The sequence below is a fragment of the Planifilum fimeticola genome (assembly GCF_003001905.1).
Taxonomy (GTDB): Bacteria; Bacillota; Bacilli; order Thermoactinomycetales; family DSM-44946; genus Planifilum; species Planifilum fimeticola.
Window position 1 is genome coordinate 1 of sequence record NZ_PVNE01000012.1, and the last position, 13,218, is coordinate 13,218.

Sequence of the window (13,218 nt, forward strand, 5' to 3'; positions counted from 1 at the left end):
AAACATCAAAAAAATGGCCTTGCTCCTCTCGAAGAGAGGAAAAGGCTTTGTGATCCGCCTAATTTACCAAATCTAATTTCCTTTATCTGTTTATTTCCCATAAACATGCAACCCCTGGCGCTTTTCTTGCGAAAAGAGCCAGGGGGTTTGTCATCAATCTCAGGAGGGGAATCGATTCCCCTCCTTTCTTTTGGGTAGCTTTCTACCAGCCGCCGTTTTTTTGCCGCTTTGCTTGATTCCCTCCCCGGACGGGCATCCTGATGGATGAAGAAATGCTCCGGAGGAGGGATCCGATGCGTCGCTCACGGAAAGAACGGGCGCTGGTGGAGCAGGCCGTCCGCCATCTGTCGGTGGACCCGGCGGACAAAAGCGGCCGGGAGGATGCGGAAATCGCCGATGAGGTCGGAGAACCGCTTCCTTCCTCCCGCCTTCGCCGGAGGAGGGTCCGGTAAACTTTCACAATTGATTTCCCCGCTGCGGTGAGATAAACTGATGGGGAAGCTGGGTAATTTTGTCTTTTTCTGATCGGCCCTTCGGTCGATTTGCCGGATGTTACGGATTTTGGGCAAAGGAGGAACGCGACGCCTTCCCGGAAGGCGGTCGCGGTGCGGGATGAAGCGATTGTGTGTGACCGGGGTGGAGCCGACCCTTTATCGGGATATCGAATTGATTGCCGGTTTGTTTTTCCCGGATGTGAAAGCGGTGGAACCCTCCGCCGGACCGGGGGATTACGCGGTCCGGTTTTTCGTTGAGGAATCGCCGGGGGAAGTGAGGGTGACCGCCCGTTTGTCCGAAGGGGACGGACAGCCGCGGTGGTCCGCCAGCCACAGCCGAAAGGCGGAGGAAGGGGAGGAGCGCCTCCGCCGCAGGCGATTGAAGCAGGCGATCAGCCACGCCCTGCTGCAGGTGTTGCAGCAGGCCACCGGGATCGTTCAGCCCTGGGGAATCCTGACCGGCGTGCGCCCAACCAAACTGATGCACAAACTGCTTTTGGAGGGGCACCCGTGGCCCGAAGTGCGGAGGATTTTAGAAAGGGATTACCTTTTGATTCCGGAAAAAATCGATCTTCTGGAGGAGATCGTTCTTCGGCAGCGGAAAGTGTTGCCGGATCTTTATGAGTTGGACCGGTCCGAGGTAAGCCTTTACATCGGGATTCCCTTCTGTCCCACCAAATGCGCCTACTGCACGTTTCCCGCCTACGCGATCCGGGGGCGGAACGGATCGGTGGAGGAGTTCCTCGCCGGCCTTCACGAAGAGATTGCCGCGGTGGGCGAGTGGTTGGCGGACAACGGTCTGCGCGTGACCACCGTCTATTTCGGCGGGGGGACGCCGACGTCGATCACCGCGGATCAGTTGGACAGCCTCTTCCGGCGGATCCACGGTTCGATACCCGAGCTGGACCGGGTGCGGGAGTGGACCGTGGAGGCGGGAAGGCCGGACACGATCGACGAGGAGAAGCTGGACGTCTTGAAAAAATGGAAGGTGGACCGCATCAGCATCAATCCCCAAAGTTTCAGGGAGGAGACGTTGAAGGCGATCGGCCGCCACCATACGGTGCGGGAAACCCTGGAGAAGATGGAGCTGGCCCGACGGATGGGGATGAACAACATCAACATGGATCTGATCATCGGCCTGCCGGGGGAAGGGCTGGACATCTTCCGAAGCTCCCTGGACGTGATCGGCGAGCTGAGGCCGGAATCCCTCACGGTTCACACCCTCTCCTTCAAACGGGGATCCGTGATGACCCAGAACAAAGATCGCTACCGGGTGGCGGAGCGGGATGAAGTGGCCCGAATGGTGGAGTTGGCCCGCATCTGGGCGAAGGAGGCTGGATACATCCCCTATTACTTGTACCGGCAGAAGAACATCCTGGGCAACCAGGAGAATGTGGGTTACGCCCTTCCCGGTTTTGAGAGCCTGTACAACATCATCATCATGGAGGAATTGCAGACGATCATCGGATTGGGTTGCGGCGCGGTCAGCAAGATCATCCCGCCGGGCAAAGGAAGGGTGGCCCGTTGGCCCAACCCGAAGGAGCCCAAGGTGTACATCGACTCCTACCGCCGCCTGATTCCCGAAAAGTTGGCGGCCCTTTCGGAAGCGTACGGATTGAAAAAAGCAAGCGGTGTCCGATGAGACAGGGTTTCATCCCGGTTTTCCGTTTCAGGAGAACCGGGTTTTTTTGCCCGGGGTATCGCGATCGATTGCCATCGAATTGACAAAGTTTTTATATTTACAAGTATAAATAGACACATAACAATAAAAACAGGGTCGCTCCAGATGCCGATCCTCACTTGAAAACCACCGCGGGAGGGATGGGGATGGTAAAGGTGAAGGGAGTCCGTGTCCGTTTGCTCGCCATCGTCTCGCTGCTGTTTTTGTGCGTCCTGCCGGGAAATGCCGATGCGTCGGAGAAGCGGTTCGATCTGGTCCTCGTCCACGGTCTGACCAATATCCATCGTTGGAGCGACGGTTTCCTCCGGGTCCTGGTGAATGAATGGGGATCCGGAAACGTCTACGTGATCTACACCAATGAATCCATGCAGGTAAACAAGCGCGCGATTGACGGGAAAACCGTGACCTTTATCGGGAAAAACGATTTTACCGCCGGGGATGACAGCGTGGAGGACCAGGCGAGGATGATGGCGGAGAAGATTGAGGTGCTCCAGCGGGACCACGGCCTCAGTCCGCAGTTCAACATCATCGCCCACAGCATGGGAGGGCTGGTCTCACGCCAGTATGTCTACGACCATCCCCACACCGTCGCGGGACTGGTCACCCTGGGTACGTCCCATCACGGGTCTCCCTTGGCCACGGATTTTGATTGGGCCAGTTTCTTTCTCGGGGCGGGGGCGGCGATGGACAATTTGCGCCCCGAATGGGTGGAGGACTTCAACCGGCGCTGTCCGGTGAAGAATGCCCCCTTCTACGGCGGCGGGAAGATGTACACGATCCGCGGGGATTCGGACGGGAAGATCTGGGAATGGGGGGTGATGGGTGAAATCTACCTGGGCTGGCACACCCTCCACAAAAAACACGGCACGGACAGCGACGGTCTGGTGCCCCGTGAATCCGCGGTGATCGACGGCGCCGAGCATATCGCCGACTTCCCGGACTACCATCACCTGGATCTGGTGACCCGGGAGGAAGTGGCGAAAAAGGCGGCGGAAGTCTTGCCATGACAGCGGAACTGCTGATCCATTTCCTATCGATTGTTTGTCAACCAACGGTCGCCCCCTTGCGGGCGACTCTTTTTTCTTTTCCGGACTAGAGATGGATCGCAATCTGCTCGATATAGATTCACGGGGTACCAAGGTAACATGAACAGCCTCAGTGAGATGAATAAGGACGTATTGGAGGATGTCGTGCTGAAAATCATCTCCCTTTCCCTGTTTTCTCATAAGGAAAACCGGTTTTTTTATTTCCTGGATCCTGTTATCCCTTGCCGCTTTAATATAATTAAAATCCTTTATATTTACATTCAAATATAAATAATCATATAATAAGAAAAAGAGTCTTCCCTTTCCAGTCGACTGTCCTTTTCGGTCGGAGGGCATCGGTTTGAAAATTCGCGGGAGGGATGGAGATGGTGAAGGGAATTCGTCTGCTCGCCATCGCGTTGCTGCTGTTTTTGTGCGTCCTGCCGGGAAATGCCGATGCGTCGGAGAAGCAGTTCGATCTGGTTCTCGTCCACGGTCTGACCAACAAGCACCGTTGGAGCGACGGTTTCCTCCGGGCTCTGGTGAATGAATGGGGTTCCGGAAACGTCTACGTGATCTACACCAATGAATCCATGCAGGTAAGCAAGCGTGCCATAGACGGGAAAACCGTGACCTTTATCGGGAAAAACGATTTTACCGCCGGGGATGACAGCGTGGAGGACCAGGCGAGAATGATGGCGGAGAAGATTGAGGTGCTCCAGCGGGACCACGGCCTCAGCGCGCAGTTCAACATCATCGCCCACAGCATGGGAGGGCTCGTCTCGCGCCAGTACATCTACGACCATCCCAACACCGTCGCGGGGCTGGTCACCCTGGGCACGCCCCATCACGGGTCTCCCTTGGCCACGGATTTTGACTGGATCAGCTTCTTTATCGGAGCGGAGGCGGCGATGGACAATTTGCGCCCCGAATGGGTGGAGGATTTCAACCGGCGCTGTCCCGTGGAGGGGTCTCCCCTTTATGATGGCGGGAAGATGTACACGATCCGCGGGGATTCGGACGGGAAGATCTGGGAGTGGGGGGCTATGGGCGAACTCTTTGTGGGCTGGCACACCCTTCACAAAAAACACGGCACGGACAGCGACGGTCTGGTGCCCCATGATTCCGCGGTGATCGACGGCGCCGAGCACATCGCCGACTTCCCGGACTACCATCACCTGGATCTGGTGACCCGGGAGGAAGTGGCGAAAAAGGCGGCGGAAGTCTTGCGGTAATGACGGACTGCTGACCCATTTCCATCGTTTGTCGATGAGGCGGTCGCCCCCTTGCGGGCGGCTTTTTTTTGTTTTCCGGACCGAACAACTGCTTTCAGGGGTTGACCGGCCAAGCTACTCTATGTTATTGTATAGCAGTAGTCAACATTATTGATTACCAATCACGTTGAGTACCGTGGGGGTGGAGCTCTCTGAAAAGCCTCAGCGAGATGTACAAGGGCGTGTTGGAGGGCGTCGTGCTGGAGATCATCAGCCGCGGCGAAACCTACGGATATGAGATCGCCAAGAAGCTGCACCAGATGGGGTTTGAGGGGCTGGCGGAACAGACGGTGTACGCCCTGCTTTTGCGCCTTGAAAAGAACAGGTTGGTTCACATCACCAAAAAGCCGTCGGAGATGGGGCCGCCCAGGAAGTTTTACCGGCTCAACGAACGGGGGGTTGAGGAACTGGCCGCCTTTTGGGCCAGGTGGGACTATCTGAGCGGGTGCATTCAAAATTTGAGAAACAGCGGGAGGGATGACGGTGACCTTCAGTCAGGAAATCAAGGATAAAATGGTTCAATTTGCAAAGGAGCAGTCCCAGTATTACCTGGACGAAGCCGAGATGACCTACCTGGAGAAGCTGCGGTGGAAAACCGGGCAAACCCGGAGCAAGATCGCGGCGAAACTGGAAAAGTTTAAGGGACGCTCGGAAACAGCCCTGGAAGCGCAAAACGACCTGCTTCTCTACATGAGCGACTACATGAAGGATTTGATGGAAAAGGGCCTTTCCGAGGAGGAAGCCTTCGAGCGGGCAAAGGAAGAGCTGGAGTATCGCAGCGAAAGCGAAAGGTCTGCCGATTTGCACGAGCGGTTTGCGAGATACTATGAGATGCGGGACCCTGCCGAATATGAAGCGATCGGCCTGTTCTATGCCGGATTTCTGTTTTTCGGGGTTTCCATCGGCGCCCTGATCGGATATCTCGGCGGAGGAGGGCGGGAGATGTTTCTCACCGACGGTTGGATCGACACGGCCATCGGCGCCGCCGTCGGGGCTGTCATCGGATTGGGGGCGGGGCTGATCAGCAATGCCGTGATTGTGTTGAAGAAAAAATAATCCGGGGGAATCAAGGCCATTTGTGGAAAGACCTTCGGCGCGCCCCTTGTCCTTCACAGGTTTGCACACCGCCCGTTTTTTGCGGTTTTGTACGCCAAAGAGGGACAAATTTGGCTCCAGCCCCTTGACAGGCTTCGTTTTATCCTGTAAAATCTGATGCCAACAATCGATTTTCCTGAAGCGCCGATGATAGGAGAAGTACCCGTCCACCGGGCAGTCAGAGAGGGAGCGTCGCGGGCTGGAAGCGTTCCTCTGCAACGAGGCGGGGAAAGACACCTGGAGGTTCCGGAGCGAAATCCCTGCGGGGGCAGTAGATCCGGACGTCTGCCGGACGATACCCGGCCCAGAGCGGGAGGCGCCTTCCGAAGTGGAATTGCGCTTCCAATAAGGGTGGCACCACGGGTGATTGTTTTGTTAACCAATCTCTCGTCCCTGACAGTAAGGTCAGTGGCGGGAGATTTTTAATTTGAAGAGAGGTGGCAGGTGCGATGAATTTTCGCGTGCCCCGTGGAACGGCGGATATTTTGCCCGGAGAAGTGGAACAGTGGCGGTATTTGGAGGATAAGGCGCGGGATCTTTGCCGGAGATATCACTTCTCGGAAGTCCGCACCCCCATCTTCGAATACACGGAACTTTTCCAGCGGGGTGTGGGGGAGACGACCGACATTGTGGAAAAAGAGATGTACACTTTCTCCGACCGCGCCGGGCGAAGCCTCACCCTCCGGCCCGAGGGGACGGCGCCGGTGGTCCGGGCCTTTGTGGAGAACAAGGTGTACGCCCAATCCCAGCCGACCAAGTGGTTTTATATCGGACCGATGTTCCGTTACGAACGCCCCCAGACGGGGCGGATGCGCCAGTTTCACCAGTTCGGCGTCGAGGTGTTCGGCGCGCGGGATCCGGGGTTGGATGCGGAGATTATCGCCCTGGGGCGGGATTACTATGAGGAGATCGGCCTGACCGGCGTCACGGCGGAGATCAACAGCGTGGGCTGCCCCGTCTGCCGTCCGGTTCACCGGGAACAGTTGGTGGCCTATCTGACGCCCCGGCGGGAGAAGCTGTGCCGGGATTGCCAGGCTCGGCTGGATCGCAATCCCCTTCGCGTGCTGGACTGCAAGAACGAGAGCTGCCGGGAGATCACGGCGGATGCGCCGAAGATCACCGACTTTTTGTGCGATGACTGCGGTCCCCACTTCGAAGCGGTGAAAAACACCTTGGACCTGCTGGGAGTCAACTACCGGGTCAACCCGCGATTGGTGAGGGGGCTGGATTATTACACCCAGACCTCCTTCGAATACGTCCTGGAGGGGATGGGTGCCCAGGCCGGAACCCTCGGCGGGGGAGGCCGGTACAACGGATTGGTGGAGGAGATCGGCGGCGGAGATGTTCCGGGCATCGGCTTTGCCCTGGGTTTGGATCGGATTCTCGTCGCCCTGAAGGATCAGGGGGTTCAACTCCCCGTGGGTCGCAGGCTGGACTGTTACGTGGTCACCCTGGGTGACGAGGCCAAGAAGCGGGCGGTCTCCCTTCTCGCCGAATTGCGCCGGGCGGGATGTTCGGCGGAGCGGGATGTGCTCGACCGGAAAATGAAAGGACAGATGAAGGCGGCGGACCGGGAACGCTCCCGTTACGTGGTCATCCTCGGCGAGGAGGAGTTGAACCGGGATGCGGCCGTCGTGAAGGAGATGGCCACGGGACGGCAGGAGGAAGTCCGGCTCGACCGGTTGGTCGACTACATTCGGGCAGGAAGCAAGCGGTAGGAGGGAAGCGTTATGGAAACACTCCATCGAACTCACGGATGCGGCGAGCTGACGCGGGAGGTGGTCGGCCGGCAAGTCGTGCTGAACGGATGGGTGCAGAAACGGCGCGATCTCGGCGGGTTGATCTTCATCGATTTGCGGGATCGTTCCGGAGTGGTGCAGGTGGTATGCAATCCCGAAATTTCCCCCGAGGCGGCGGAGGCGGCCGATCGGGTTCGGTCGGAGTACGTGCTGGCGGTCCGGGGGACTGTCGTCCAACGCTCCCCGGAGACGGTCAATCCCAGGATGGCAACCGGGGAGATCGAGGTGCAGTGCGAATCCCTCGTCGTTTTGAACGAGGCGAAGACGCCGCCGTTTCCGATCCAGGACGATTTGGACGTGGAGGAATCGGTGCGGTTGAAATATCGTTATGTGGATCTGCGCCGTCCCGTGATGCAGCGCACCCTGATGCTCCGTCACCGGGCGATGCAGGCGGTTCGCTCTTTTCTCGACCGCAACGGGTTTGTGGAAGTGGAAACCCCGATGCTGACCCGGAGCACACCCGAGGGGGCGCGGGATTATCTGGTGCCCAGCAGGGTGCATCCGGGATCCTTCTACGCCCTTCCCCAGTCACCGCAGATTTTCAAGCAGCTGTTGATGGTGGCGGGAATGGAGCGGTATTTTCAAATCGTCCGCTGTTTTCGGGACGAGGACCTTCGCGCCGACCGGCAGCCGGAGTTCACCCAGATCGACATCGAGGTTTCCTTTATGCCGCTGGAGCCCTTCATCTCCCTGATGGAGGAAATGGTGGCCGAGCTGTTTGAGAAAACCATCGGCATCCGGGTGGAGCGTCCTTTCCCCCGGATTACCTACCGGGAAGCGATGGAGCGCTATGGGAGCGACAAACCGGACCTTCGTTTCGGGATGGAACTGGTGGATCTTTCGGAGGCGGTCAAGGAAAGTTCCTTCAAGGTGTTTTCCGGCACCGTGGCCCGCGGCGGAAAGGTGAAGGCGATCAATGTCAAGGGCTGCGCCGGTTGGAGCCGCAAGGAGATCTCGCGCTGGGAGGAGGAAGCGAAGAACCTGGGGGCCAAGGGGTTGGCCTGGATCGCCAGCCGCGACGAGGGGCTGAAGGGCCCGGTGGCCAAGTTCCTTTCCGATGCGGAGTGGGCGAAGATCCGGGAGCTGACATCCTGCGAGCCGGGAGATCTGCTGCTGTGCGTGGCCGATGAACAGCCCCTGGTGGAGGAAGTGCTCGGGGAGTTGCGACTCCGCCTCGGCCGGGAGCTGGACCTGATCGACAAAGGCAGTTTCCGGTTCGCCTGGGTCACCGAATTTCCCCTGTTGGAGTATGATGAAGAGGACGGGCGCTATTACGCCATGCACCATCCCTTCACCATGCCGATGGAAGAGGACATCCCCCTTTTGGACACGGATCCCGGAAAAGTGCGGGCTCAGGCCTACGACCTGGTCCTCAACGGGTATGAAATCGGCGGCGGGAGCCGGCGGATCCATCGGCGGGAGGTGCAGGAGGCGATGTTCCGCGCTCTGGGGATCTCGCGGGAGGAAGCCCGGGAAAAGTTCGGGTTTCTGCTGGAGGCCTTCGAGTACGGTGCTCCGCCCCACGGCGGGATCGCCTTCGGGTTCGACCGCATCGTGATGCTGCTCGCGGGTCGAAACAACCTGCGGGATTGCATCGCCTTCCCCAAGACGGCCAGCGGCAGCTGCCTGCTCACGGACGCTCCGGCTCCGGTGGATGAGCATCAGTTGAAGGAACTGCACATTTCGGTCACTAATAAAATGTCAAGCGAAGATGTATAATAACATCGATTAACAGCCGACTGGCCCCCTTTTGTGCATCAATTTCTTTCGCCGTGGAAAAATAATAAACAGTTGCCCACAATGTACCGCTTGCCATCCGTGCCTCTGCTGTGGTAACATGAAATCAGCAACAGGAGCCCTGCTATGTGCGTTAACCCCTGAAAGTTTTGAGCCAACACCCATACAAAGGGAGCCCGGGGTCATTTGTGGGCGCGGAAGCCTCGTGAGAGAGGACCCGCAAACACAGGTGCAGGGCACCCACCTGCGAGAGAGCAGGTTCAAAACTGAGGGAGCCACGGCATAACGGGGCTCTTTTCCATTTTCAAAAGGGGACCTTCTCGGATTCCGCTCCGAGGGCTGGTGCAAAGGATGATTGGATGCGAATCGGTGTGGATATCGACGGTACCATCAAGGATACCCGGTGTGCGGCCGTTCAGGTATATAACGAGGTATTGAACCGGAGCGTCAAGCCGGAAGAGGTGACCGATTTTTACCTGGACAAGGCTTACGGTTTGTCCCCCCGGGAAGGGGCCAGGCTGTGGCGAAAGTTGGAACACCGGATTTACGCCCTGGGGGTTCCCCTGAAGGGGGCGGCGGAGACCCTCTGGAAATTGCAGCGCAGAGGACACGAGATCTACTTTATCACCGCTCGTCCCGGCATGAAACATATCGCAGATGTGACGAAAAACTGGTTGCAAAAGCACGGGTTTCCCTACGATCCCAGCCGTTTGCGGATGAGTGCCCAGGATAAGGCGAAGATCGCCCGGGAGCTGGGGATCCAGCTGTTCTTTGAGGATGCGCCGAAGCATTTGGACCGTCTGGTCGAAGAGGGGATTCCGACGGTGATCGTGGATGCGGTCTATAACCGGAATTACCCCGGTGATTTGCCGCGAATCAAAAGTTGGGACGAGGTGTTACCCCTCGTGGAGGAAATGGAAAAGCGCCTGAAAAACGTCTGAGCCGCCATCGAAGGATGGCGGCTCGTCTCACAGGCGCGGATCTTCCAGCAATCGCTCCAGCTCTTCCTTGTGTTCGGTTTCTTCGGCCAGCATTTCTTCCAACTTCACCTTCAGCTCCGTTTCTCCGACCTGTTCGGCCTGTTCGATCCGTTCCTTGTAGCGGCGGATGGTGTCCTTTTCCGCGTCGACGGATGCCTGGATCATCTCCCGAAGGTCCCCGGTCTGTTTCACCTCGTAAGGCTTTACGACCGGTACCCCTCCCAGCGTGACAATCTTGTTGGCCAGGTACAGGGCATGGTTGATCTCGTCCCGGGCTTCCTTTTCAAAGAGGGGTTTGAGCACCTGCCGTCCGAGGCCGGAGACCCTTGCGGCGTTTTGGATGTACTGGATGACTGCCGTGTATTCGTGTGCCAGATCTTCATTGAGGCCGTCAATCAGTTCCCGGACATCGGTTTTGAACTGAACTTGTTGGCTCATCCCACATCGACTCCTTTTGTATGCCGAGTACACAGGGTTATCTTCCCCTCTGCGGCGAAAAAACATGCACACCGGGGAGAGCACAGTTTGCCGCCAACAAGTACTCTACACCACCGACGGCCGGCGGGCTATGAATCTTTTCACACTTCCCGCCCTTTGATCCGGCGGATCCACTCCTTCAGCTTCCCTTCGTATCCGCGGTCGGCCGGGTGATAGAAGGTCTTGCCGACATGTTCGTCGGGGAGATATTGTTGCTCCACATATCCCCGGGGAAAGTCGTGGGGGTACAGGTATCCGACGCCACGGCCCTGCTCGCGTGCCCCGGAGAAATGGGCGTCCCGCAGATGGGGGGGAACCTCGCCCCGGGATTCTTCGCGCACCGCTTTGGTGGCCTCCGAAATGCCGCGAATCACCGCGTTGCTCTTGGGGGCGGTGGCGATGTAGATGGCGGCTTCCGCCAGCGGAATGCGGGCCTCCGGCATTCCCACGGTCTCCACCGCGTGGGCGGCGGCGGAGGCGATGAGGAGGGCGCGGGGGTCGGCCATGCCCACGTCTTCGGCGGCGTGGACGAAGATGCGGCGCGCGATCAGTCGGGGATCTTCCCCGGCTTCCAGCATTTTGGCCAGATAATACAGGGCGGCGTCCGGATCGGATCCGCGCATGCTCTTGATAAAGGCGGACAACGTGTCGTAATGATTGTCACCGCTCTTGTCATAGCGGACCATCTTGCGCTGGATGGACTCCTCAGCCGTGTCCAGGGTGATGCGCCGAATGCCCAGCTCGTCGGGGGATGTGGTCAAAACGGCCAGCTCGATCGCGTTGAGGGCGCTGCGGGCATCCCCGCCCGCGGTGCGGGCGATGTGGGCCAGGGCTTCTTCTTCCACCTCCACCTGGTACTTGCCCAGCCCCCGATCCTCATCCTCGAGGGCACGCTTCAGGAGCAGGATCAGCTGTTCCTCCGTCAGGGGGACCAGCTGAAACACCCGCGAGCGGGACAGGAGCGCGGCATTCACCTCAAAGGCGGGGTTCTGCGTTGTGGCGCCGATCAGGATGATGGTGCCGTCCTCTACATAGGGAAGAAGGGCATCCTGCTGGGACTTGTTGAATCGGTGGATTTCGTCGATGAACAAAACGGTCCGCTGACCGTACATTCCCAGCCGTTCCTTGGCTTCCTTCGTCAACCGACGAATGTCGGAAACCCCCGCGGTGACCGCGTTCAGCTGTTCGAAGTGGGCCTTGGTGCTTCCGGCGATCACTCTGGCCAGGGTGGTTTTCCCCGTTCCCGGCGGCCCGTAAAAAATCAGGGAGGAGAGCTGATCCGCCTCGATGGCTCGGCGGAGCAATTTTCCTGGGCCGAGGATGTGGGACTGACCCACGAATTCGTCCAGCGTCCGGGGACGCATGCGGGCGGCCAGGGGGGCTTTTTTTTCAGTTTCCATCTGATGACCGAACTCGAACAGATCCATGGCGGACATCTCCTTACCGAACAGACATTCCTTTCTCATGCATACCACATTCGGCGGCACGGGGCAAGGGAGATCGGTTTATCGACCGGAGGGAGATGTTCCCGCGGTTCATTAGAAAGAGGAATAGAAAAGAGCGGGAGTGGGGAGAGATGAGGATGTGGTTGAAAGGGAAGGCCACTTGGGATCGTCTGTGGCGTTGGATTTTCTTTGTCGCGGGTCTGTGGATCATGTCCTTCGGCGTGGTCCTCACGATTCAGGCGAATTTGGGTGTGTCTCCCTGGGACGTGCTTCACATCGGGCTGTCCCGGACGACGTCCCTTTCCATCGGGATGTGGGTCCAACTGGTCGGCCTCGTTTTGGTCGCCGTCACATCGTGGATGAAGCGCAGGCTGCCGGAAGTCGGTACGGTGCTCAACATGATTCTGGTGGGCCTCTTCATTGACGCCTTGATCTATTTGGGCTGGATTCCGGCGCCTTCTTCCCTTTTGTTGCGTTGGATCTTTTTGATCTCGGGGATCGGTCTGGCCGGCTTCGGTGCCGGAATGTATATCGCTTCCCGGTTGGGGGCGGGGCCGCGGGACGGTTTGACCCTGGTCCTGTCGGAGCGGACGGGCTGGTCGATCAGTCGCATCCGGACGGTCATGGAAGTGGCGGTTTTGGTGATCGGCGGACTGCTCGGGGGACCGCTTTCCGTCGGGACGTTTCTTTCTTCGGTTTTGATTGGACCCGTCATGCATGTTTCGATACAATTTTGGGAGAAGCGTCTGAAGACTGTTGCGGGAAGAGGTGTTCATGTTGAAAGTATCCACCAAGGGCCGGTACGGGCTGACCATCATGATGGATTTGGCGGCCAATTACGGGGAAGGGCCGGTCTCCCTCAAGCGGATTGCGGAACGGCACCAGCTGTCGGAACATTATCTGGAGCAGCTGATTGCCCCTCTGCGAAACGCGGGTCTGGTTAAGAGCATCCGCGGCGCTTACGGGGGATACAAGTTGTCGAAGCCGCCGGAGGATATCACGGCGGGGGAAGTGATCAAGGTGTTGGAGGGGCCGATCATTCTCGTGGATGTGGAAGAGGAGAATGATGCGGCCCGCCGGAAACTGTGGAAACGCGTCCGGGACGCCATCGCAGAAGTGCTGGACAGCACCACGCTCAGCGATCTCATCCAAGAGTCTTCCGACAAGGATGAAGCGGACGGCTACATGTTCTATATATGACAGGTGATGAA

13 protein-coding genes, 1 other RNA gene and 1 pseudogene are annotated in these 13,218 nt (G+C 58.3%); 13 read left to right on the forward strand and 2 right to left on the reverse strand.

Going from position 1 to position 13,218, the window contains the following annotated elements:
• The 11 genes from CLV97_RS18340 to CLV97_RS08765 all read left to right on the forward strand — a co-directional run.
• Positions 1-198 (forward strand): hypothetical protein (locus CLV97_RS18340; RefSeq protein WP_211295707.1); only part of this gene is annotated, 198 nt, incomplete at its 5' end.
• Between the two features lie 95 nt (positions 199-293).
• A complete protein-coding gene (locus CLV97_RS18110) occupies positions 294-452 on the forward strand; it encodes a hypothetical protein (RefSeq protein ID WP_170070424.1) in 159 nt (52 codons plus the stop codon).
• 160 nt (positions 453-612) lie between these two features.
• Entirely contained in the window at positions 613-2,136 is a 1,524-nt protein-coding gene (locus tag CLV97_RS08725) for a coproporphyrinogen III oxidase (protein ID WP_106345143.1), read from the forward strand.
• A 185-nt stretch (positions 2,137-2,321) separates the two neighbouring features.
• A complete protein-coding gene (locus tag CLV97_RS08730) occupies positions 2,322-3,182 on the forward strand; it encodes an esterase/lipase family protein (protein WP_106345144.1) in 861 nt (286 codons plus the stop codon).
• A 404-nt stretch (positions 3,183-3,586) separates the two neighbouring features.
• Positions 3,587-4,435: an alpha/beta fold hydrolase gene (locus tag CLV97_RS08735; protein ID WP_170070425.1), complete on the forward strand. Its 849-nt coding sequence runs from the start codon at positions 3,587-3,589 to the stop codon at positions 4,433-4,435.
• 209 nt (positions 4,436-4,644) lie between these two features.
• The gene (locus CLV97_RS08740) at positions 4,645-4,986 is read left to right on the forward strand and encodes a PadR family transcriptional regulator (RefSeq protein ID WP_106345146.1); all 342 of its coding nucleotides are present in this window, start codon (positions 4,645-4,647) and stop codon (positions 4,984-4,986) included.
• Positions 4,958-5,530, forward strand: coding sequence for a glycine zipper family protein (locus tag CLV97_RS08745; RefSeq protein WP_106345147.1), 573 nt, complete (start codon positions 4,958-4,960; stop codon positions 5,528-5,530). Before CLV97_RS08740 ends, CLV97_RS08745 begins: the two co-directional genes overlap by 29 nt.
• Positions 5,531-6,018: 488 nt before the next feature.
• A complete protein-coding gene (gene hisS, locus CLV97_RS08750; RefSeq protein ID WP_106345148.1) occupies positions 6,019-7,287 on the forward strand; it encodes a histidine--tRNA ligase in 1,269 nt (422 codons plus the stop codon).
• A gap of 12 nt (positions 7,288-7,299) precedes the next feature.
• Positions 7,300-9,087: an aspartate--tRNA ligase gene (gene aspS / locus CLV97_RS08755; protein ID WP_106345149.1), complete on the forward strand. Its 1,788-nt coding sequence runs from the start codon at positions 7,300-7,302 to the stop codon at positions 9,085-9,087.
• 133 nt (positions 9,088-9,220) lie between these two features.
• Positions 9,221-9,401: non-coding RNA, 6S RNA (ssrS, locus tag CLV97_RS08760), on the forward strand.
• Positions 9,402-9,464: 63 nt separating this feature from the next.
• The gene (locus CLV97_RS08765; protein WP_106345150.1) at positions 9,465-10,046 is read left to right on the forward strand and encodes a 5' nucleotidase, NT5C type; all 582 of its coding nucleotides are present in this window, start codon (positions 9,465-9,467) and stop codon (positions 10,044-10,046) included.
• Between the two features lie 27 nt (positions 10,047-10,073).
• Here CLV97_RS08765 and CLV97_RS08770 read toward each other — a convergent pair whose 3' ends face one another.
• Entirely contained in the window at positions 10,074-10,523 is a 450-nt protein-coding gene (locus CLV97_RS08770) for a ferritin-like domain-containing protein (protein WP_106345151.1), read from the reverse strand.
• 140 nt (positions 10,524-10,663) lie between these two features.
• Positions 10,664-11,989 (reverse strand): AAA family ATPase, encoded by a 1,326-nt coding sequence (locus CLV97_RS08775; protein WP_106345221.1) that lies wholly within the window; start codon positions 11,987-11,989, stop codon positions 10,664-10,666.
• 227 nt (positions 11,990-12,216) lie between these two features.
• On the opposite strand from CLV97_RS08775, the pseudogene CLV97_RS19070 reads away from it, so the two are divergent.
• Both CLV97_RS19070 and cymR read left to right on the forward strand, forming a co-directional pair.
• A pseudogene (locus CLV97_RS19070) lies at positions 12,217-12,669 on the forward strand (YczE/YyaS/YitT family protein); the annotation flags it as partial.
• Positions 12,670-12,784: 115 nt separating this feature from the next.
• Positions 12,785-13,207 (forward strand): cysteine metabolism transcriptional regulator CymR, encoded by a 423-nt coding sequence (cymR, locus tag CLV97_RS08785; protein ID WP_106345152.1) that lies wholly within the window; start codon positions 12,785-12,787, stop codon positions 13,205-13,207.
• Positions 13,208-13,218 lie beyond the last annotated feature (11 nt).

Bases quoted from the DNA above. Each gene is read 5' to 3' on its own strand.
- aspS (WP_106345149.1), top strand. From the start codon at position 7,300: ATGGAAACACTCCATCGAACTCACGGATGCGGCGAGCTGACGCGGGAG.
- CLV97_RS18110 (WP_170070424.1), top strand. From the start codon at position 294: ATGCGTCGCTCACGGAAAGAACGGGCGCTGGTGGAGCAGGCCGTCCGC.
- CLV97_RS08770 (WP_106345151.1), bottom strand. From the start codon at position 10,523: ATGAGCCAACAAGTTCAGTTCAAAACCGATGTCCGGGAACTGATTGAC.
- CLV97_RS08775 (WP_106345221.1), bottom strand. From the start codon at position 11,989: ATGGATCTGTTCGAGTTCGGTCATCAGATGGAAACTGAAAAAAAAGCC.
- CLV97_RS08740 (WP_106345146.1), top strand. From the start codon at position 4,645: ATGTACAAGGGCGTGTTGGAGGGCGTCGTGCTGGAGATCATCAGCCGC.
- CLV97_RS08725 (WP_106345143.1), top strand. From the start codon at position 613: ATGAAGCGATTGTGTGTGACCGGGGTGGAGCCGACCCTTTATCGGGAT.
- CLV97_RS08730 (WP_106345144.1), top strand. From the start codon at position 2,322: ATGGTAAAGGTGAAGGGAGTCCGTGTCCGTTTGCTCGCCATCGTCTCG.
- hisS (WP_106345148.1), top strand. From the start codon at position 6,019: ATGAATTTTCGCGTGCCCCGTGGAACGGCGGATATTTTGCCCGGAGAA.
- CLV97_RS08735 (WP_170070425.1), top strand. From the start codon at position 3,587: ATGGTGAAGGGAATTCGTCTGCTCGCCATCGCGTTGCTGCTGTTTTTG.
- CLV97_RS08765 (WP_106345150.1), top strand. From the start codon at position 9,465: ATGCGAATCGGTGTGGATATCGACGGTACCATCAAGGATACCCGGTGT.